This is a genomic window from Levilactobacillus brevis ATCC 14869 = DSM 20054, assembly GCF_001433855.1.
Lineage (GTDB): Bacteria > Bacillota > Bacilli > Lactobacillales > Lactobacillaceae > Levilactobacillus > Levilactobacillus brevis.
The window spans coordinates 471046-492145 of sequence record NZ_AZCP01000002.1 but is presented as its reverse complement, the minus strand read 5'-3'; the positions used below and the strand labels follow the sequence as shown (position 1 = coordinate 492145).

Here is a 21100-nt window from a genome sequence, read left to right as displayed (position 1 = left end):
CTAAGGATAGTGGGAGCTTAGTGTATCACCAATTGGGGATAACCCCGTTTCTGTTGCTGGCTGAAATTATTAAAGTAGGCTACGCCGTGACCGACACGTTATCAAACGGAGCGTATGATAGTACGTTATTAAAGTTGGTTTTGAATTTAAAACAATTTGGGTGGTACCGCGGAAAGATCTTTCGTCCCTGTTATAGGGATGATGGGTCTTTTTTTGGTGTTGCGGTGATTCATGGAAGGAGAAATAAGGTCATGGTAGACGTTTTAGTTAAAGATTTATTTAGCGATCGGCATTTTGCTGAAGATGAAGTGGTGACATTACACGGTTGGGTAAAGACGGTCCGTGGGTCCAAGCGGGTTGGTTTCATCGAATTAAGTGATGGTTCGACGATTAAGCACGCACAAATCGTGATGCAAAGTGATCTCGAGAATTATGCGGAAATGACGAAATTACCTTTGAGTTCGACGATTAAAGTTGTTGGGACGGTTGTTTATACACCGGATGCCAAGCAACCGTTGGAAATTCATGCACAAGAAGTCGTGTTAGAAGGGGCTTCAGATAACGATTATCCACTGCAAAAGAAAAAGCATTCTTACGAATACTTGCGGACGATGGCCCATTTGCGGCCACGGACGAACACATTCTATGCGGTTTTCCGGATTCGCTCTTTGGCAGCGTTCGCTATTCATCAATATTTACAGGAACATGGGTTTACGTACGTTAACACGCCAATTATTACCAGTAGCGATAGTGAGGGTGCTGGTGAAATGTTCCGGGTGACAACGTTAGACATGAACCATTTACCAAAGACTGAAGATGGTCGAGTGGATGACCATGAGGACTTCTTTAAGAAGGAAACAAATCTGACCGTTAGTGGGCAATTACCAGTTGAAGCGTTTGCCTTAGCTTTACGGAACGTTTACACGTTTGGCCCAGCCTTCCGGGCAGAAAACTCGCATACATCTCGGCATGCCTCTGAATTTTGGATGATTGAACCAGAAATGGCTTTTGCTGACCTGCAGGACACTATTAATGAGGCTGAAGGCTTACTGAAGTATGTGGTCCAATACCTATTGGATCATGCGCAAGACGAGTTGGCTTTTCTAGACAGTGCTGTTGATGATGACTTGCTGAACCGGTTGCACCAGACTTGCGATGAAAAGTTTGCGCAAATCACTTACACACAAGCGATCGAAGAGCTGAAAAAAGCGCCAGTTGATTTTGACGTGCCCGTTTCATGGGGACTTGACTTACAAGCAGAACATGAACGTTATTTGTGTGAACAAGTGTATAAACGTCCAACCTTCCTGACGGATTATCCTAAGGAAATTAAGGCCTTTTATATGCGCGACAATGAAGACGGGAAGACGGTTGCGGCCGCTGATTTGTTGGTTCCCCGAATCGGTGAATTAATCGGTGGCAGTCAACGTGAAGAACGTCAGGCCCAATTAGCCCAGAAGATTAAGGATTATAACTTGCCACCCGAAGAGTATCAATGGTACTTGGATCTACGTAAGTATGGTGAAACACCACATTCTGGCTATGGTATTGGTTTTGAACGGTTACTGATGTATGTGACTGGAATGGAAAACATTCGCGATGTGATTCCTTACCCACGGACACCGGGTAACGCTGAATTCTAAGACATTAGAAGCATAGTCTTTAAATAAAATCTTGAAGACAATGTTAAACAATCAAAAAGGCAGGTTCAACGGAAAATACCGGTGAACCTGCCTTTTAATTTTCTTCAGTAATGCTCGTCGTCATGGCAGCCGTGATTTTACGGTAAACTAGGACGGTTCCTAGAAAGAAGCTAGCGGCTAATGTAGCCGCAATCGGGAGATGGATGAACATGGTTGGTGGCAAGACGAGTGCCAAGAGTGGAAACGCATAGGCCGCTGGCAGTTTTAGGTTGAGCAAAGTCAGCAGCAGTAAAACGAGTGGCAAGCTAATTAAGGTTGCTAGGAGCCATGAGGTTACCAGTAAGTGTCCAACAACCCCAATGGTTGCTGCGCCACTGAGTGCGGCAATCTGTTTGAGTGCTAGTTTACTCGAGTAGGTTGGACGCTGGAGGACTTCAAAGAAGACCACTAGTACTGGAGGAATTCCGGCCATCTGAGGCTGTCCCGCTAGACAAACACCGATAATCCAGACTGTGGCAACTGCCGCAAAGCCTAAAATATGTTGAAAATGAATCGGATCGCTGGCAATCGCGTGGCGATAGTGGCCCTGTCGTAAGACACCGATCATAAGAATTAGCGTAAACAAGAAAATGGCCCCGATAAATGACCAGTGGGTTGCATTAACAATAATTGGTAAAAGTCCGGTGGCAAAGGCCGGTGCTAAGGGAGAACGTAATTCACGCAAGAGCACGAGAATGCCCACTAAAGTTAGCGAAATTTTAATGGGGTAGTTAACCGGAAGCTGGTTGATTAAAAAGCCAATAACCGCCGTACCGGAAGGCGCTAAAAAAATTTTGTAAGGTTGATGGAGCCAGCGTGGGTTGTGATAAATCCACATACCAGCGGTTAATGCAGCAATTTCCGGCAAGATAATTTCTTGATCGTCCAAGAACGTTGCTCCAGCGACCATCAGAAGGACTAAAGCGAAGCCAATCAAATAGTCACGACTGACGTGAGTCATAAACTTCATAAGTAACGAGGCGCCTCCTAAATATTATTCCGATGAAAACACAAGCATTTTCGATTGTAACATACTTGTCGATGAGATTCAGGTGAACTATTTTCTGCAGATTAACTAGTGATAAGCCGAGTGATCATTGTGCGTAAATAACCTGTTGGAGAATTATTCACAGGTGAGCGTAAAGGTTGCAATCGGAAATACTAATCGGTTATTATGATGATAACGATAGGAAACACCTAATATGAAAAGGAGGCGTTATCTTATGTTTGGATGGTTATGGTCATTAATCGTTGGTGCAATTATTGGTGCGGTGGCAGGCGCAATTACTAATCGCGGCGGTTCGATGGGCTGGATTGCCAATATCCTAGCCGGCTTGATTGGTTCTTGGTTAGGACAAGCACTATTAGGTTCTTGGGGTCCAGCTTTAGCCGGGATGGCATTAGTCCCTTCAATCTTAGGGGCCATCATCTTAATCTTGATTGTTTCAGCAATCTTTGGTGTTCGCGGCAAGGCCAAATAAGGCGGTGATCCGATGCGACGAGGCAACAAAGGACTTTTGACGATTCTAGGACTGATTCTACTAGCTTTGGCCATCTTTCAGCTCGGCTGGTGGCTGCCGATTCCGGGACTTTCAGCGTGGAGTTTAGAAATGAGCTATACCCAAATGGCTTGGTTAAAATATGTTTTAGCCGGGGCCGTGATTATTACCGGCATCGTTGGTTTGGGATTAGTGGTTATCGGTATCTTCAAACCAATACGCGAGAAGCAATGGCAATTCACCAATCAGCTTGGTATGTTGGAAGTGCCACAGGCGGCGCTAGAAAAAGCGTTACGTCACCAACTGGTTGAACAGGTGGGTTTAGTTGACCCCCGAGTAACGGTGAAATTGTTACGCCACCGGCGTGCCCGAGTGACCGCCATCGCTCAGGTCAGTGCAACGGATCAGATTGATCCGCTGGCACAACAGGCTAGCCAAGTGATTGATGCTTATTTACAGCAACAATTAGATTTGACGGCCGTCAAACCGGTTGTCCGGTTATCACCAGTTGATCGGCAACGTCACGTGTCAGTCGTGTAAAGGAGGGAGTGGCATGAGTAATGGCGCATATGGCGCACTGTGGGGTCTCGTTTTGGGACTCGTATGGGTTTTCCAAAGCTTCCCCGCAATGTTGTTAGTTGCTGTGTTTGGCCTAGTGGGCTGGGGAATTGGTCGGTTTGTCCGCGTAGATCTTTCGGCCCTAGGTAAACGGATTGAACAACTCTTATCGAGATAACTAAAGGAGGGGTCTTATGACCACAGAAAAACCAACATTAACCACGAAGTTAACGTTCGAAGATGATGTGATCAAGAAGATTGCTGGACTGGCATCACGTAACATTGATGGCGTTCTCGCATTAGAAGGTGGGATGATTAGCAATCTCACGAACCGATTCCGCAGTGATTCTGATCCAACCCAAGGGGTGGAAGCACAGGTAGGCGAACAGCAAGCTGCTTTAGACATGACGATTACCGTTGAATATGGTAAGGATATGCGCCAGATTTTTAATCAACTCTGCCAGCGGGTACAACAAGACATCGAGCGTTTCACTGGCTTAGAAGTTGTTGATATTAAAGTTCACATTAATGACGTCATGAGTAAGCAAGAATGGCAAGAACAGGCGGCTGGTAAGCCTAATTCTACCGTTGATACTGACGACAAGATCAAATAAAGGAGGCCCTCATGGACAAACAACCTGAAGCAACGCAAACAATTATTTTTGATGATATGGTGTTAGAAAAGATTGCGGGTAAGACGGCGAGCGAAGTCGATGGTGTGCTGAGTTTACAAGGCAACCTGATTGATAATTTATCGGATCGATTAACAGAGAGTGATCGACCGCAATCTGGCGTCGATATTGAACTGGATGATCAACAAAAGACCGTGGCAATTGAGCTGGATGCCATCCTAGAATATGGGAAACGTGCCGAAGAAATTTTAACCAAAGTGACGAGTAAGATTACCAGTGCGGTGACCACCATGACTGGCTATCGAGTGACCGAGGTTAAGCTTCGGGTCAAAGATATGCTGACCAAAGACGAATGGCAGCAACGACAACAGTCATCTCGTAGTAAAAAGAAAAAGGACGACTAGCCAATAGCTAGCTAGCGCTGGTGCTCTACTAAATAAAGGACTCTTTCAGAATGTTGTCAGTTCTGAAAGAGTCCTTTTTACTTGATTAAATGGTAGTCGGCCTACTAGGTTTATTCATCACACAAGGTTCGGGCCATCAATGCCGGATCAATGTGTGTTGTGCCCCAAGTACAGATGGCATCTAAGATCGGAATTAGTGATTGGCCCATGGGTGTTAATGCATATTCGACATGGGGTTGAGCGGTATGAAAGTCGTGACGGGTAATCAACCCATCCGCTTGTAATTCACGCAATTGACTCGTGAGTGTTTTGTGGGAGACAGCTTGAATGTGATGTTGTAAGTCAGCGAATCGGCAATGGTCATCTTCGTCTAGTTCATAAAGAATCATGATCTTCCATTTGCCCTGAATCAGTTGCATGGTGGCGTCAAATTCATTTAAAAAGCGTGGTGCTATGAGTGGTTGCTTATCCATAAAGGGTCCTTTCGGGGGAAACGGTCAGGCGTAGTTACCCCAAAGTGCGTACTTGTTTTTAGTTCGCTTCCCATTATACTGAGAATTGTTGAGAAATACAGAGATTATTATGAAAAAACTTTTAGGAGGTACATTATGAAAAAATTAGTTGTGATTACGGGGGCTAGTTCTGGATTTGGCCAGGAGATTGCCAAAATCTTTAACGCTGACGGTTTCCCGCTTTTATTACTTGGCCGTCGACTAGAGAAACTGACAGCCTTAGCGGAGACCTTTGACCACGCTATGGTTGCTGAGGTGGATGTGACTAATCAAGAACAGTTTGCGGCTGCTATTCATAAGGCAGAAGCGCAATATGGCCCGACCGATTTATTGGTGAATAATGCCGGGGTTATGTTACTGGGTAATGTTCAAAATCAAGATCCACAAGAATGGCAAACCATGCTAGATACTAACGTAATGGGTGTTTTGAATGGCACCCAAATCGTCTTGGACGGCATGCGTGAGCGTCAACATGGGACGATTTTAAACATGTCTTCCTTGGCGGGGAAGAAGACATTTGTAAATCATGCAGCCTACGTTGCGTCTAAATTTGGCGTACATGGCTTATCTGAAACCTTACGTGAAGAAAATGCCGCACAAAATGTTCGGATCATGCTCGTCGCACCTGGGGCGGCCGAAACGGAACTGCTGACCCACGTTACGAGTGACACAGCCTTGAAGGATTATGAAGCGTGGAAGGCGACGATGGGTGGAATCACCTTAGATCCTAAGCATGTCGCTGAAACCGTTAAGTTCATGTATGACATGCCCCAAGAGGTTAATATTCGTGAAGTAGATATTGCAGCGACTAAGCAGGATGCTTAGTCTGGTGGGATGGCGATTAGCGCCGTCCTTTTTTTATTGTTGATGAACCTAGCCAGACCATCAAACCGAATTTAACCAGCCGAATGGCGAGGCCGATCCCAGCTACCCAAGTAAAAAAAGTAACGAAATTTAACGATAACAAGGACTACCTATACTAGGCAACCTTCCAAAACGATGCCCGCAAAGCCATAGCCAATAATGTGCGGTAATCTTTGGGGTGTGAATCCTTGCAATTCATTCCAAGACAAGCCGGAAATATTAATTAGAATCAAATTTCCAAAGGGATTCTGTGTGTGGGTAATGTGTGTTTAAGCTGTAGAATATCAATGCTCCGGTCAGTTGTTTGCTAAGTACCATCCATCATGATTCCTCCTTTAAATGAATACTGGCAGTTTAGTGGATTTCGATGATTAGTGGCAACCAGCATGCTGATGATGGCAGGCGAGCTTTAGAATATTTTAAAAATATTACAATTAAAACGCTATTGACACATTGCTGTAATATAACTAAAATAAATGTAATCTTTGATTTAGGGGAGTGGATATTTTGAAAAAGACACTAACAGTTTTGACCGCATTAGCCTTGATGGCACCATTGGCAGTTGCTGCACCAGTTTCAGCGAAGACGACAACAGCAACGACCACGCAGGCAAGTGTTAAGAAACAAACGTATACGATTTTATCTTCCAGTTTTTATAAGACGGCGAAGACGTACCATACTAAGGACGCTAAGCCAGTTGTATACAAAGCCGTTATGGGTGCTGATCGGCCAACGATGACGTTAACAGCTAAGGGGAAGCTGAAGGCCGGGACAACTTACAAGGTTACCAAGCAAGTTAAGGTAAAGATCAACGCTAAGAAGAGTCAGAAGTACAGTTATGTTAAAGGCCAAGGCTGGGTTGTTTCTAGCAAGCTAACGGCTGGCAAGTTTAAAGCCGCTAGTGGGGTTAAGAAGACAGCAACCAAGTATACGATCGTCTCAGTGACGGCGCTTAAAAAAGCGAAGACGGTACATACCAAGGATGCCCGTCCAGTCGTATATAAAGCCGCAGTTGCCGCTGATCGGCCAACGATGACGTTAACGACGAACGGCAAACTGAAGGCCGCCACGACTTACAAAGTGACGAAGCAAGCTAAGCTGAAGAACGCTGCTAAGAAGACCGTAGCCTTTAGCTACGTATCCGGCCATGGCTGGGTGCTGCAACGTGATTTGACTAATGGCCAATTCATGAATGCTGATTAATTGGGGAATTAACCAGCATTGATATGGTCATTGAGATAGGGGGAGTGAAGCATCGGTCATCCGGGAGGTGATCGGTGCTTTTTTATTTTCGGCAAATAAGGGTATACTAGAAAGAAACGAATGGAATTTTCAGGAGGACTCATGATAGCACTTAAATCGCAACGGGAAATTGATGGCATGCAGGCAGCTGGTGATATTTTGGCGGGGCTGTTTCATGAATTAGCAACCTACATCAAACCAGGGATGACGACGTGGGACATTGATCATTTTAGTTACCAATATATTATTGATCATGATGCGACACCTGGTGAGCTAAACTTTGAAGGCTACAAGTATTCAACGTGTGTGAGTGTCAACGATATGGTGTGTCACGGTTGTCCCAGTAAGGATATCTTAATTCATGATGGTGACTTAATTAAGGTCGATACGGTCATCGATTATCATGGATATTTAAGCGATGCCTGCCATGCATTTGTTGCTGGCACGGCAAGTCCTGCCGTGCAAAAGCTGATGGATGTGACCCTTAAAGCCTTGTATCTGGGGATTGATCAAGCCGTCGTTGGCAATCGAATTGGTGATATTGGGTTTGCCATCCAAGATTACGCTGAAAATCAAATGGGCTATGGAGTCGTTCGTGAATACATTGGTCATGGCATTGGGCCCACTATGCATGAGGAACCCGATGTTCCCCACTATGGCAAGGCCGGACATGGTACGCGATTGAAAGCAGGCATGACGATTACAATCGAACCGATGATTAATATTGGTGATTGGCGTTGTGGCGATCCAGCGGATGATGGGTGGACGATTCGTACTTTAGATGGTAGTCTTAGCTGTCAATATGAGCACACGTTAGTGGTGACAGATGATGGGCCAAAGATTTTGACCTCAGTTGATCCGGTCATGGATGCACCGTATTTATTGAAATAGAGTTGATGAGCGGAGCTGCGGCTGCGCTTTTTATTTGGTTTTAGAAAATGAAGCCGTCGTTCGTTTCCAAAGATTGTCTATGGTATAGTGGGTGTAAACGAATTCAAGGGAGCGAGTCGCGTGTACAAAATAATTACCAGTGATCTCGATGAAACACTGTTACGACAGGATGGGAGTATTTCATCGGCAAACGTCGCCGCCATTGCGGCAGCTTCTAAACGTGGGGTCAAGTTCGTACCGAACACCGGACGGAGTTTTCTATCCATTCAACCATTGTTAAAGACGTTAAACCTCTACCAACGACCAAACGAGTATGTCGTTTCGTACAATGGTGGTGTCGTTGTAGAAAATCAGGACAATCGTGTTATTGTCAGCAATGAAATGCCCTATGAAGAAGCGGCCAAGGCTTTTGCCATCATGAGCGAGTTTGATGTGGATATTCATATTTATACACTGGACCATCTGTTCATTTATCGGCCACGAGCAGATGATCGCGCCTACCTGCAAACCCGTGGGGTGACCTTCACTGAGATGACGGGCGCATTTGACCAGTTTAGAAATGCGCAGATTATGAAGGTTATCGTTATGAATCCGGATGTGACGGTCCGGCAACGGGTTTATGCGGCAATCAAAGCCGCGTTTACAGAAATTAATTGTACGTATTCATCGGGAATTTACATGGAAGTCAACCATGCCGGTGTGGATAAGGGGCGGGCGATCTTAGACCTGGGTGACAAGCTGGGAATTAAGGCTGATGAAATTATGGCAATTGGTGATAACGCGAATGATTTAGGCATGCTGACCAAGGTGGGATTACCCGTATCGGTAGCTAACGGCATTGATGACGTTAAGCAAGTGGCTAAGTTTGTAACGCCCCATGATTACGAGCGCGGGGTTGCTGATGCAATTGAAACCTTTATTTTATAAGTAGATACCAAGATGCCAGGACGGTTGCGTTCTGGCATTTTTGAGCGGTGGCTTAAACAGAGCTGGTGATTGACAAGTCCCCCGCCTTCCAGTAGGGTAAGGGAATACTTAAGCGAAAGGGGTGGATGAGCCTGTGAGAATCGAACAAATCATGGTATGTGCCCCCGTAAATGGTGTCGGACGTTTTTCCGTAGAGTAAATTTTAAGGAGAAATATGATGAAAAGCGTCCAAAAATCAGGTCCTTCTTTGGGACTGGTAATTGTTTTAGTGGGGTTTCCCCAAATTAGTGAGTCAATCTTTACACCGGTACTGCCACAGTTACAACATGTGTTGGCCGTGAGTGCCAATCAAATCCAACTGACCATGAGCACGTACTTTGTTGCGTTTGCCATTGGTGTCTTGGTTTGGGGTCAATTGGCCGATTACTGGGGCCGACGCCCAGCCATGTTGACTGGGATTGGCGTCTATTTAGTTGGCAATGTCGGCCTATTGGTTAGTACGCATTTCACGACATTATTGATTTGGCGACTAGTTCAGGCCTTTGGTGCTAGTACAGGGTCGGTCGTCACCCAGACAATCATGCGCGAAAGTTTTACGGGTGTGAGGGGGGCCAAAGTCTTTGCCAAAACCAGTGCGGCTATGGCCTTGGCACCAGCTTTGGGGCCGTTAATCGGTGGGATCATGCAAACCATCAGCGGTTATCGAGGTGTCTTTGCAACGCTGGTGACGATGGCAATCGTCGTGGGATTACTCGCGCAAGCAGGTTTGCCGGAGACCCGTCAATTAACAACCCATGCCCCCATCGTTAAGCAACGCCTAGTGGTGCAGCGGTTATTGACGGACCCGGTTGTGTGGGGTTATGGTCTATTAATTGGGGGGATTAACGGCGCCTTGTTTAGTTACTACGCCGAAGCCCCATTTGTTTTTATGACCCACTTTGGCTATTCGGCAGTGGCTTACGGCTGGTTGGGACTCGTGTTAGCTACAGCGAGCTTATTAGGGGCCCTCATTGTCGGGCGACTACTGAATCGTTGGACGCCCGAACAGGTGACCGGCGGTGGACTTATTGTGAGTATGGTGATGAGTGCTGGCTTAGTGGGTGCTGCTGCACTGCATCAGGCTACCTTGATGATTATCGGCATTTTTTTAACCTTTTTAGGATTCAATATTACCTTGCCGAACGCCTTGAATCGCGCGTTAGTGGGCTACGAACAAGTGATGGGAAGCGCCAGTGGTTGGTTTAGCCTAGGGTATTATCTCTTAGTCAGTGCAGTAACGTACGGAATGAGTTGGTGGCACAATGGTGCTATCAACCGGCTGCCACTCTATCTTTTGGTGCTGAGTTTGGGGATGGGATTGGCGTTTTGGTGGTTAATCAGACGACAACACTAAACTAACAAATTGTGATCTTGCATGAATGCATGCAATAATGGTATACTCCAATTTTGAAGGGGAGTGACTAGTGATGGAAGCAGTCGTCTTTGACGTGGATGGTACGTTGAGTTTTAATGGGCAGGTAATTGAAGCACCGATTGTGGCAGCGATTCGGCGATTACAAGCCCGGGGGAAACGCGTTATTTTTGCTTCGGCGCGGCCAATTCGGGATCTGTTACCTATTATTCCGGCATTTACCGATCAACTACTAATTGGTGCGAATGGTGCTTTAGTCGCTAATCAGGGGCAAGTTCAAATTATGGCGCCATTATCATCCAGCCATTTGAAACAACTAACGGCTATGATTGATCGTTACCAGTTAGATTATGTCGTTGATAGTGAGTGGGATTATGCGGCACGGGTGACTACTGATAACCTAATTTTACGTCAGTTAGATCCTGCTCATTTAGCTCAAAAACAGGAATTGTCGATGATTACATCAGCAATTAAAATTATTTTACTAAATATTCCGTTAACCCACCTTGCCGATCTGACAACTAGCTTACAGGATCAGTCGGGGCTGACAGTGATTGCACATACTGGGGAAGCTAATCTAGATATTACGGCGGCAGGAATCAATAAGGCAACGACATTAGCGCGCTTAGGGATTCGAAAATATGCAGCGTTTGGTAATGATCAAAATGATTTGGCCATGTTAGCACAAGCACAACTGAGCATATGGGTTACTAGTAAGCCAGCCTTAGCGGATTTGGGGCGGACCATGATGATTCAGTGTGCCCCCACCGCTGCCGCTGTTGTCGAGCAGATTGATGCCATAAGATAGTTAGCAGCAAATGACAAGCCAGAACGAAAAGAAACGTGTATGATAATGTCGTAAGCAACTCATGAATTGTAGAAAGGACTGGGTGCTAATGACGATGATTTACGATTTCCAAGAAACTGAAATGAGTGGTCAACCGCTCAATTTGGCAGACTATCGGGGAAAAGTCGTACTGATTGTGAATACGGCTAGTAAATGTGGACTGGCACCACAACTGGTGGGGCTAGAAGACTTGTATCAGCGATATCATAGTCAGGGTCTTGAAGTTTTGGGCTTGCCGTCCAACCAATTTCATCAGGAACTAGACTCGGATGAGGCAACCAGTGATTTTTGTCAGGTTCATTATGGGGTAACCTTTCCCATGACGAAAAAAATTCAAGTCAATGGGGCAGATGAAGATCCGTTATTCACGTACCTCAAGGAAACAGCGGGTCACGGTCGAATCAAATGGAACTTTACGAAGTTTCTTATTGATCGTGACGGACAGCTCATTGCACGGTACGCCCCCACAACCAAGCCAGAGAAAATTGAACCAGCGATTGTGACGGCGTTACAGCCCGATTAGAATAGGTGTATTAAAAAAGGATCTACCACGTGTTGAACGTGATAGGTCCTTTTTGGTAATAGTCGCTAATGCAATTTTTGAGTAGCAGTGGTCCCATACATTAATTTCTGAATGTGCGTCGTGATTTTGGCCATTCGAGGGAAGCCACTAAAGCCAGTTTGCCCGTGACCATGAGTCATGATCACAAGGACGTAACGCTGCCCGTTAGGCAAGGTTACAATTGCGGCATCGTTGTTGGTATCGCCGAGAAACCCAACTTTATCAGCAACGGTTGTGCCGGTTTTAGCGGCACTGGCGCCTGCTGGAATCCCAGTCCGGTAAACCTGTTGTTTCATGAGAGACAGTAGCCACGACCGATCGTGGGCATGATTAAAGGGGGCTTGCGCACGATCTAAGCGGACCAAGAGTTTGGTTAGACTCGCGGCGGTTGTCATAGCTTCTTGATTGGCAATGAACATCGGTGCGTAATAGTCTTGACTACCGATATAATTATCGATGCCAGCTAAGCCGTACGTATCTAAAATGCCCTCAGCAAAGTCATTTTCACTGTTCACAATCATCCGATGAAAGCCATCTTGGCTGGTCGTGTCCCACGTGTATTGGCCCTGATGATTGAGATGAAACAGATAGGCCGCAATGAATAGTTTATATGTACTAGCCGAAACAACGGGGGTATGGGCGTTGGCAGAAACTGCCAATTGACCGCGGCGGTAAAATTGACGGGCAAGCGGAGATTTGGCGGCCGAACTACCCGCGATTGGTCCTAAGTTGTAGAAGCTCACACTGGTCGTGCCATCGGCGGTGATGTGGGTTAAGTATGTTTTTAGGCGGGTTTTGAGATGGCGCTGTTGCTGTTTAATTTGGTGTGGCGTAGCTGCTTGATTGGCAGCAACCGTATCAGCTTGCGTCAGTCGTTGTTGATGGGCGTGGACACTGAACATACCAGTTAGCCCGAGAACAACAATAGCGGCTGCCATCACAACGACCCGGTATTTAAACAAAAATTGGGGGACTTGGTGGGGTTTCATCGTGTCAGGACTCGCTTTACAAAAGAGTTTGTTGGTTAACTTAACACTTGACAGTATACGCCCAAATGAAGATGGCGTACATGGAAAATTACGGTGGACAGGTAACTAGCGACTTATCATCGGTCCGAATTAGTCGTTACTTCGGGTTGCGATACAAATGCATTCATGTTATAGTGTAATAGTAAAATATAACACTAGGGAGGTAGAACGGATGGAGTTTGATGATAAAGTTCCAATTTACTATCAGATTAAAACGTATCTTTATCATGAAATGATAATCGGTCAGCTGGCACCAGGGGATAAATTGCCGGCTGTTCGCCAACTGGCGGTAGACTTGACGGTGAACGTCAATACAGTTCAGCGGGCACTCGGGGAAATGATCACGGAGGGGATTATTGAATCTAAACGGGGAAAGGGGAACTTCGTCACAATGGATGAGCAACGAATTACCCATTTAAAGGAGCAGTTAGTCATGGAACAGTTGGAGCGCGTTTATGAACAATTACACGCATTGAATTTAACCGATGAGGAAATCATCGCGAGTTTGAAGCGCTACATTGCACAGAGGGGGCAACAGCATGACTAATGTATTGGCTATGGAACAAGTATCTTATAAGCGAAATTTAAAAACGATTTTACAAGGGGTCGATCTGACATTAGCGACGGGAAAAATTGTCGGATTATTGGGTGAAAACGGTGCTGGTAAAACGACCTTGATGCGTTTGATCACTGGAAGTGCCAAGGGGCAAGGGTCAATTGCGGTTTGTGGTGATACGGCTATGGCCCAGCACAAACGTCACGTGAGTTTTACGGAACAGTTGCGGGGATTTTCAGCTAACACCAAGGTAGAACGGGTTGTTAATTTCTATCGAACCGTCTATCCAGATTTTGATGGGCAGCGGTTTGAAGAACTGGTCACTTTCTTACAAATCGATACGACATTGAAGTTGTCGGCGCTGTCTAAAGGGATGAAGGAAAAGGTTATTATTGCGTTAACTCTGGCACGTCAGACACAGCTATACTTGTTGGATGAACCATTCAGTGGGATTGATAGCATGAGTCGGAAGAAGATCATCAGCAGTATTTTGAAATGGAAACCAACAGATGCCACGATGGTCATTAGTGATCACTACGTCTCAGAGATTGCACCAATTCTGGATGAAGTGGTGATCGTCAAGGATCAAGCCATTTACGCTCATAAATTAAGTGACGAGATTCGAGAAGATTACGGTATCGGTATCGAGGCTTACTACGAGAGCTTATATGAGGGGGGCGTCAGTCATGACTAGTTTTGGATCGTTATTTAAAGTATTGGGAATGCAACGTTTCCGGAAGATGAACTACGTGGCTGGTCTGAGTCTGGCTGCTATCTTCGTGTCCTTACTGTGGTCGTGGTTTACTACTGGAATTAGCAGTGGACAAGTTTTTAGCGTCACGGAAAGTTGGTTAGGCTCGGCATCCATGGTAGTCTGGATCTTGCTAGCTATTGATAATGAACATGTCTATACGCGAGATACATTCCGATTAATCCCAGTCAGTGATATGAAGCTCTATCTGACCAACTTACTGGCTTCATTAAGTGCCTTTGTGTATTTCGGGCTAATTCATCTAGTTCTAATGGGAATTTCAGCGCGAATCGATCATAAATTTTTGATGGATTTGACACACGGTGTGGGAAATGTTCCCATACAGAAGGCTTTAATCGTAACGGGTTTGTTGATCATCTTAGTTCTGGTTTTGATGATCTTAATCTGGACGACCATTTCTTTTGCACACCTAGTGGTTCGAACGACCGGGAGCTTCTTGCCGAATATTGGCCGGCGAATTGTTAATGCGATTCTATACCTGTTAATTATCTATCTAGTGGTGCGGGTATTAGTTTATCTCATTGAACTGGTTTCGCACTTTGGTGTTTCTTTTCAGGGGGACTACAGTCCATTTATTTTCATGATTTCGATTTTCTTGGGATTAGCCATTGTTGAAGCAATCATTAATATTTTCTTACTTAAAAAATGGGGCGAAACTATCGCCAACTAAAAGTTGCAGTCAAAAAGCTTGGCCATCAAAGTTGATGACCAAGTTTTTTGTCGGTCGTCGTATTACGAAATCAATAGAACCCATACGTAATTCTTACAGCATCTTTATTCGCTCTTTACACCTACTTGGTATGCTGAAATTATTCAGAAAGGGGATATAAGATATATGCGATTTCAGACAGTACTGACAACACTGGGGTGTGCCGCTATTATGGCCACTGCGGTGACACCAGCCTACGCCGCAACCGCAAAAGATTCGCAACTTCAGCCGGCAATTTCACAAAAGGTTAATCGGCCCATTCACTTAGAGGGCGGGGAAAACATGCGTGATCTTGGTGGGTACCGAACCAAGTCCGGCCAACGGGTGAAAATGGGGAAGGTTTTACGAAGTGCCTCATTGGAGAAAATGACGGCAACCGATGTGCTCAACTTACAGGTCAACCATCAGCTCACCGAGATCGTTGATCTGCGAACAACAGAGCAAATCATGAAAAAGCCTGATCCGGTTATTGAAGGTGTCAAATACCTCCAGGCCTCGGTTCTAGGGACTCGCTCGAACTATGATGATGATGACCAAGGAATGTATGATGATATGGCCCATAAAGCGGCGGCCAAACGGAGTTATCGTAGTCTGCTGATTCAGATTGCTGAAAACAAGCGTGGGGCGTTACTATTCCATTGTTCACACGGCATGGATCGTACCGGGACCGCGGCGGCCATTTTATATAGTATCTTAGGTGTTAGCAAACGAGACATTCAACGAGATTATTTGTTGTCGAACACGCAATTAGGCGTAACTTGGGCCAAGCCAACACTGCTGAATTCCTTTTACAAGCAAATTAATCAACAATACGGATCGATGGATAAGTATGTTAAACACGGACTGAAACTGAGTCCGGCTCAGATAAAAGCCATTAAGACAAACCTGTTAACGAAAGCACCGCATTAAGCACAAATAGGCCTGCCTGACCAGTTAACTGGCAAGGCAGGCCTATTTGTTCCTCTCAAGCATGACTAAAGAAGATAATACAAGCCACTAAGGCCGATGAAAACATAAATAATACGTTTAATAGTGGCGATGTTGAGTCGAGTAACGACGTGGCTAGCAATAATGGTGCCAGTAACGGCCCCCACCATCCCAATGAGAATTAACGGGATGTGTTGCATGGTAAGGATACCGTTAGCCACGCGGATACTGGTGATGTAAAACGTATCAATTAGAAAAAAAGTTTGGAGGTTAGCTAAGTATTCCGGCATTGAATGTGCTAGTGATAAAAAGTAGAGGGCCATTAAAGGGCCACCAATACCGAATAGACCATTAAAGAATCCGGAGACTATCATGAAGCAACCGGCGACATACCAAGGAAAAGGTTGCGTATTCCCGCGGTGATTAAGGGTGAAATAAAGTGATAAGCCGACGAGTAAGCCGCCCAGTAGCAGTCGTAATAAGTGGACATCGAGAACATGTCCCAGATGAACGGACCCTGTCGCCACACTGGCATAAATTAGAAATGGTAAAATAATTTGCCTGAACTTAATGGCATGATGGTAACGGTAAACCAGTGTTGAGACACTGGCCAACATCATGACCCCCGCTACCCCCGCGCTCTGGTCAATAGGTAAGATATTGGGCAAAAGAATCATCATCATGATGACCGCACCAAAGCCAGTTAGTCCTTGGACAGTGCCGCCCAATAGGCCGGCAAGGGCAACAATTAACCACGTCATGTGGTCGCCTCCTATGAATGAACAAATAAAAAAGCCCTCATCAATCCGAGATGAGGGCACTAGTTGATCCATAGGTTACATCTGGAATGTACAGAGCAACTAGGCAGGCGCAAACCTGCATAAATAAGCATACCTGTTTTGGGGCAGAATAGCCAGAGAAAAATAAAATCTAATTGATTTATCTGAGTCAATGGGGGAAAAGCTAGTTATTTTTTGAAAATAGTTAGCTTTTTAGTTAGTTTTTACTTGCAAAAGCTAAATAAAGTGCTAATATAGTGACCATTAAGTATTCAAGGAGGACACACGCATGACAGAGTCAAGTCGAGATTTACTTAAAAGCTTTGGCAAATTATTGCAAAATCGGGCATTTTTAATGGCCGTCAGTCATCAACCTGGAATGGGTGAACATGGCGGGCCGGGTGGTGGCCGAGGACAAATGCGGTTATTACAGCTATTATCGCAATCGACTACGGGGTTGACCAATGCTGAAATTGCCGAGATTTTGGATATTCGGCCGAGCTCGGTGAGTGCCACAATTAGTCGCTTGGTTGACATGGGGCTAGCTGAACGCTTGCCTAATCCAACTGACAAGCGAGCAGTGATTGTGAAGTTAAGTGATCGTGGAAAAGAGATGTTTGATCAGTACGACAAACGGGTCGATGACTGGTCGGATAAATTATTTGGTGATTTGTCGGCTGAGGAACAGGCACAATTAGAACACCTATTGACGAAATTGAACCACCACGTAGATGATGTGAACTGGCATGATATGATGCCAGATAATCACCATTGGCCTCACCACGGAATGGGTGGTATGGGGATGGGACGTCCTCATTTCTGAGTTTGAGCATGCTGGAGGCAAAGAGAAATGGCACGAAGAATGGCAGCACCAGCGACCGCACAACAACGGCCGACTGGAAAGTTTGATTTTAAAGCATTTTTACGATTAATTCGACAGACTAAACCTAAGTATTGGCAACTTGCAGTGGGCTTACTGTTGGGGATGTTGGCAACCGGCGCCCAACTGGCAGTTCCTAAATTAGCCCAATCGTTAATCAACGGGGTTGGTCATGCCATGAATCAGTCGTTGTTGATTACAGTCATTGTTCTATTTGTGGCAAGTGCAGTGATTAGCGCTGTTTCTGGCGCATTGTTAGGTTTCTTCGGTGAAAATGTTGTGGCACGTTTGCGTGAAACCTTGTGGCATAAATTGATTCGGTTGCGGGTTAGCTATTTTGATAATGTGAAGACCGGCGAAATGACTTCACGATTAGTGAATGATACGATGCAGATTAAAGACCTTTTGGCTAATTCATTTCCACAAATGGTCACGTCATTGCTCCAACTTCTAGGGGCGTTAGTGATTATGTTATTGATGGACTGGCGAATGACCTTAATTATGTTCATTGCGGTACCATTGGTCATGATTGTGATGTTTCCAATTATGCGACAATCTAGTAAGATCGGTCGTCAACGGCAAGATGCAATGGCCACCTTTAGTGGGGCAACCGATGAAACGCTGAGTGAAATTCGTTTAGTTAAGTCTTCTAATGCCGAAACCTATGAAAGTAAAAATGGGTCACAGCAAATCGAGACATTGTATCATATTGGACTGAAAGAAGCCATTTATGATGCCATTGCGGGCCCCGTTATGACTGCTAGTATGTTAGCTGTGTTTGTGGGTGTTTTGGCTTACGCGGCAGTCCGGGTGTCTAACGGAACGATGTCGATTGGGACGATGTTTTCTTTTCTGATGTATTTGTTTCAGATCATTGGACCAGTCGGAACCTTAGGCCGTTTCTTCACGGATCTGTCAAAGGCTAATGGGTCTACGGAACGCGTACGCGATCTCTTGCAAGAACCTGAAGAGGCCCTGACTGCGGGACCCAACCAATCGGTTAATGAGCAAACATTAGCGTTAGAGCATGTTGACTTTGCTTATGAAGATGATGGGCAACCAGTTTTGCATGACGTTAACTTTGAAGCCAAACCTAATACGGTCGTGGCTTTCGCTGGACCATCCGGTGGGGGGAAGTCAACCATTTTTGGAATGATTGAACGATACTATCAACCCCAGCATGGACGGGTGACGATTGGTGGTCAAGATGTGGCGACCCTTAACCTAAATGATTGGCGTTCACAGATAGGCTATGTTAGTCAGGATTCGGCTATTATGGCGGGGACAATTCGGCATAATTTAACCTATGGTGCCGAGAAGACCTATACTGATGACGAATTGTGGCATGTCCTTCAGTTGGCCTCAGCAGATCAGTTTGTTCACCAGATGGCTGATGGGCTAGACACGCAAGTTGGCGAACGCGGAGTGAAGGTTAGTGGCGGTCAACGACAACGACTGGCGATTGCACGTGCGTTTCTTCGTGACCCGCAGATTCTATTGTTGGATGAAGCAACGGCTAGTTTGGACTCTGAATCGGAAGCTATGGTGCAACAAGCATTGACGAAATTAATGAAGGGACGAACGACCTTAATTATTGCTCATCGTCTCAGTACGATTGTGGATGCGGATAACATTTACTTTATTGAAAATGGTCATGTGAGTGGTCATGGGACACATCAAGAGTTGCTAAATAGCTTACCAATTTATCGGGATTACGTCCGGATTCAGTTTAAAGAATAGAAAAAAGTCCTTCGCAATGCGGAGGACTTTTTGAGTTGGGGAGTAAAGGAACGCGTATAATAACTGGCAATACAAAGAAAAGTGGGGATATGGATGAAACTATTGATAACGGGCTTTGATCCATTTGGTGGCGAAAAGACGAATCCGGCTATCGAAGCGGTTAAACGATTACCGGCGGCGATTGCTGGAGCGACGGTGGTACCGTTGGAAATCCCAACGGTGTTTGGTACTTGTGCGGAAGTCGTTCGGCAAGCTATCATAACTGAACGGCCTGATGTTGTCTTAAGTGTGGGCCAAGCCGATGGCCGATCGGCATTAACGCCGGAACGGATTGCGATCAATTTAGATGACGGGCGGATACCAGATAATGCTGGTTTCCAGCCGGTAGATCAGCCAATTCAACCGAATGGACCAGCGGCCTATTTTACCCAGTTGCCGGTGAAAGCAATGGCCCAGGCAATTCGCCAGGTAGGTCTGCCTAGCCATGTTTCAACGACGGCAGGGACGTACGTCTGCAATCATATTATGTATCAGGTACAGCATTTGCGGGCGACGGAGTTTCCACAACTGCAAGCAGGATTTATCCATATTCCTTTTTTGCCGGAACAAGTGGTGCAACGATCTGGAGTACCTTCGTTGTCTTTGACAGATGATGTTCGCGGGCTAACGGCGGCAATTAGAGCAATTGTGATAGCTCGTGCGGATTAATTACTATACGATTATACGAAGGCTATTGGCTGTATATCGGGGTCGTTGGCATTAAGAGGGCAGCTAAATGATTACCCGGGGCAGGTATACTTCAAGCATAATAATGGATAAGCCATACAACTAATTAGCCGAATTGATACAAATGCCACTTGGTGCGGGGTGTTTCGATACCATGATTTTTCATTTTGTTTTATAATGAATTTTATAAGATGTGAATGGAGGAAGAATTGATGCAAAAATACTTAGCCGAATTTTTCGGCACGTTTATGCTGGTCTTTTTAGGGACTGGTGCGGTGACCGTTGCCGCGGGTAATACGTTAACGATTGGGTTAGCCTTTGGGTTAGCGATTACCGTGTCTGCGTACGCGTTTGGTGGAATTTCCGGTGGCCATTTTAATCCGGCAGTTACTACAGCAATGCTGATGAATCGGCGGATTAATGGTCGTGATGCGTTAGGGTACGTGATTGCTCAGGTATTGGGAGCGACAGTTGCTTCGGCTTTTATGAAATTATTTGTAAGTGGATTGGGATTAGCGACTAACCAATTGGGGCAAACCGATTTCCCTAAGATTTCGACGGGATTAGCCTTTTTAGTAGAAGTACTGGTGACTTTCCTATTCTTGCTGGTTATTTTAAATGTAACGAGTGATCGGCACGGTAATGGTGACTTTGCGGGATTGACGATTGGGGTAACACTAGCCTTCCTGATTATTGTAGCGTTGAACTTGACTGGCGGTTCTTTAAATCCAGCCCGGTCATTTGGCCCCGCAATTTTCGCCGGCGGAAGTGCCTTATCACATCTATGGCTGTACATCCTAGCGCCGGAAGTTGGTGCGATTCTTGCGGCTTTGGTCGCTCGTGTGATGGGTAGTGAAGAGTAACTTAAAAGTGGGTTGGCTATTGGTCAATCCTTTTTTTGTATAGAATTGTTTTAGGGGTAGTTGAATCCATTATATGTAAGCGCTATACT

25 protein-coding genes are annotated in these 21100 nt (G+C 45.5%); 21 read left to right on the top strand and 4 right to left on the bottom strand.

Annotation, left to right across the window (positions count from 1 at the left end; genetic code table 11):
• The first annotated feature begins 251 nt into the window (after window positions 1–251).
• Window positions 252–1643 carry an asparagine--tRNA ligase gene (gene asnS, locus FC61_RS05765; RefSeq protein ID WP_024526340.1) on the top strand — a complete coding sequence of 464 codons (1392 nt, stop codon included), beginning with the start codon at window positions 252–254 and terminating at the stop codon, window positions 1641–1643.
• A 94-nt stretch (window positions 1644–1737) separates the two neighbouring features.
• On the opposite strand, the gene FC61_RS05760 is transcribed toward asnS, so the two are convergent.
• Entirely contained in the window at window positions 1738–2652 is a 915-nt protein-coding gene (locus tag FC61_RS05760; RefSeq protein WP_021741919.1) for a hypothetical protein, read from the bottom strand.
• A 253-nt stretch (window positions 2653–2905) separates the two neighbouring features.
• Here FC61_RS05760 and FC61_RS05755 point away from each other — a divergent pair, with 253 nt between their 5' ends.
• From FC61_RS05755 to FC61_RS05735, 5 genes are read left to right on the top strand one after another with little or no spacing between them, the layout of a single operon-like run.
• The gene (locus FC61_RS05755) at window positions 2906–3163 is read left to right on the top strand and encodes a GlsB/YeaQ/YmgE family stress response membrane protein (protein WP_024526342.1); all 258 of its coding nucleotides are present in this window, start codon (window positions 2906–2908) and stop codon (window positions 3161–3163) included.
• 12 nt (window positions 3164–3175) lie between these two features.
• Complete coding sequence (gene amaP, locus FC61_RS05750; protein WP_015474304.1) at window positions 3176–3721, top strand: alkaline shock response membrane anchor protein AmaP; 546 nt, start codon at window positions 3176–3178, stop codon at window positions 3719–3721.
• Between the two features lie 13 nt (window positions 3722–3734).
• Entirely contained in the window at window positions 3735–3917 is a 183-nt protein-coding gene (locus FC61_RS05745; protein WP_021741920.1) for a hypothetical protein, read from the top strand.
• 16 nt (window positions 3918–3933) lie between these two features.
• Window positions 3934–4353, top strand: coding sequence for an Asp23/Gls24 family envelope stress response protein (locus FC61_RS05740; protein WP_015474303.1), 420 nt, complete (start codon window positions 3934–3936; stop codon window positions 4351–4353).
• 11 nt (window positions 4354–4364) lie between these two features.
• Window positions 4365–4775 carry an Asp23/Gls24 family envelope stress response protein gene (locus FC61_RS05735; RefSeq protein WP_021741921.1) on the top strand — a complete coding sequence of 137 codons (411 nt, stop codon included), beginning with the start codon at window positions 4365–4367 and terminating at the stop codon, window positions 4773–4775.
• 110 nt (window positions 4776–4885) lie between these two features.
• Here the strand turns inward: FC61_RS05735 and FC61_RS05730 are convergent, their stop codons facing one another.
• A complete protein-coding gene (locus FC61_RS05730; RefSeq protein WP_021741922.1) occupies window positions 4886–5248 on the bottom strand; it encodes a winged helix-turn-helix transcriptional regulator in 363 nt (120 codons plus the stop codon).
• Between the two features lie 135 nt (window positions 5249–5383).
• On the opposite strand from FC61_RS05730, the gene FC61_RS05725 reads away from it, so the two are divergent.
• The 7 genes from FC61_RS05725 to FC61_RS05695 all read left to right on the top strand — a co-directional run bounded on the left by FC61_RS05725 (window position 5384) and on the right by FC61_RS05695 (window position 11992).
• Window positions 5384–6112: an SDR family oxidoreductase gene (locus tag FC61_RS05725; RefSeq protein ID WP_021741923.1), complete on the top strand. Its 729-nt coding sequence runs from the start codon at window positions 5384–5386 to the stop codon at window positions 6110–6112.
• Window positions 6113–6649: 537 nt separating this feature from the next.
• Window positions 6650–7354, top strand: a complete 705-nt coding sequence (locus FC61_RS05720; protein WP_021741927.1) for a hypothetical protein — start codon at window positions 6650–6652, stop codon at window positions 7352–7354.
• A gap of 141 nt (window positions 7355–7495) precedes the next feature.
• Window positions 7496–8284: a type I methionyl aminopeptidase gene (map, locus tag FC61_RS05715; RefSeq protein WP_024526347.1), complete on the top strand. Its 789-nt coding sequence runs from the start codon at window positions 7496–7498 to the stop codon at window positions 8282–8284.
• Window positions 8285–8404: 120 nt separating this feature from the next.
• Window positions 8405–9211 (top strand): Cof-type HAD-IIB family hydrolase, encoded by an 807-nt coding sequence (locus FC61_RS05710; RefSeq protein WP_024526348.1) that lies wholly within the window; start codon window positions 8405–8407, stop codon window positions 9209–9211.
• A 217-nt stretch (window positions 9212–9428) separates the two neighbouring features.
• A complete protein-coding gene (locus FC61_RS05705; RefSeq protein ID WP_035464651.1) occupies window positions 9429–10604 on the top strand; it encodes a multidrug effflux MFS transporter in 1176 nt (391 codons plus the stop codon).
• A gap of 73 nt (window positions 10605–10677) precedes the next feature.
• Window positions 10678–11430, top strand: a complete 753-nt coding sequence (locus FC61_RS05700; RefSeq protein ID WP_021741931.1) for an HAD-IIB family hydrolase — start codon at window positions 10678–10680, stop codon at window positions 11428–11430.
• 88 nt (window positions 11431–11518) lie between these two features.
• On the top strand, window positions 11519–11992 hold the full coding sequence (locus FC61_RS05695; RefSeq protein WP_035464654.1) for a glutathione peroxidase: 474 nt from the start codon (window positions 11519–11521) through the stop codon (window positions 11990–11992).
• Between the two features lie 65 nt (window positions 11993–12057).
• On the opposite strand, the gene FC61_RS05690 is transcribed toward FC61_RS05695, so the two are convergent.
• Entirely contained in the window at window positions 12058–13020 is a 963-nt protein-coding gene (locus tag FC61_RS05690) for a serine hydrolase (RefSeq protein ID WP_021741933.1), read from the bottom strand.
• Between the two features lie 211 nt (window positions 13021–13231).
• Between FC61_RS05690 and FC61_RS05685 the strand changes: the two genes are divergently transcribed.
• From FC61_RS05685 to FC61_RS05670, 4 genes are all read left to right on the top strand, one after another.
• Window positions 13232–13606, top strand: coding sequence for a GntR family transcriptional regulator (locus FC61_RS05685; protein WP_011668679.1), 375 nt, complete (start codon window positions 13232–13234; stop codon window positions 13604–13606).
• Window positions 13599–14309, top strand: a complete 711-nt coding sequence (locus FC61_RS05680) for an ATP-binding cassette domain-containing protein (protein WP_021741934.1) — start codon at window positions 13599–13601, stop codon at window positions 14307–14309. The genes FC61_RS05685 and FC61_RS05680 overlap by 8 nt, the downstream gene beginning before the upstream one ends.
• On the top strand, window positions 14302–15057 hold the full coding sequence (locus FC61_RS05675) for a hypothetical protein (RefSeq protein WP_021741935.1): 756 nt from the start codon (window positions 14302–14304) through the stop codon (window positions 15055–15057). Before FC61_RS05680 ends, FC61_RS05675 begins: the two co-directional genes overlap by 8 nt.
• A gap of 165 nt (window positions 15058–15222) precedes the next feature.
• A complete protein-coding gene (locus tag FC61_RS05670) occupies window positions 15223–16005 on the top strand; it encodes a tyrosine-protein phosphatase (RefSeq protein WP_021741936.1) in 783 nt (260 codons plus the stop codon).
• Between the two features lie 65 nt (window positions 16006–16070).
• On the opposite strand, the gene FC61_RS05665 is transcribed toward FC61_RS05670, so the two are convergent.
• A complete protein-coding gene (locus FC61_RS05665; RefSeq protein ID WP_035464657.1) occupies window positions 16071–16784 on the bottom strand; it encodes a sulfite exporter TauE/SafE family protein in 714 nt (237 codons plus the stop codon).
• Between the two features lie 307 nt (window positions 16785–17091).
• On the opposite strand from FC61_RS05665, the gene FC61_RS05660 reads away from it, so the two are divergent.
• The 4 genes from FC61_RS05660 (at window position 17092) to FC61_RS05645 (ending at window position 21011) form a co-directional block, all read left to right on the top strand.
• Window positions 17092–17625, top strand: a complete 534-nt coding sequence (locus FC61_RS05660; protein ID WP_021741938.1) for a MarR family winged helix-turn-helix transcriptional regulator — start codon at window positions 17092–17094, stop codon at window positions 17623–17625.
• Between the two features lie 27 nt (window positions 17626–17652).
• A complete protein-coding gene (locus tag FC61_RS05655; RefSeq protein ID WP_035464660.1) occupies window positions 17653–19422 on the top strand; it encodes an ABC transporter ATP-binding protein in 1770 nt (589 codons plus the stop codon).
• A gap of 93 nt (window positions 19423–19515) precedes the next feature.
• Window positions 19516–20130: a pyroglutamyl-peptidase I gene (gene pcp / locus FC61_RS05650; RefSeq protein WP_021741940.1), complete on the top strand. Its 615-nt coding sequence runs from the start codon at window positions 19516–19518 to the stop codon at window positions 20128–20130.
• Between the two features lie 230 nt (window positions 20131–20360).
• Entirely contained in the window at window positions 20361–21011 is a 651-nt protein-coding gene (locus tag FC61_RS05645; protein ID WP_011668671.1) for an MIP/aquaporin family protein, read from the top strand.
• Window positions 21012–21100: the final 89 nt, after the last annotated feature.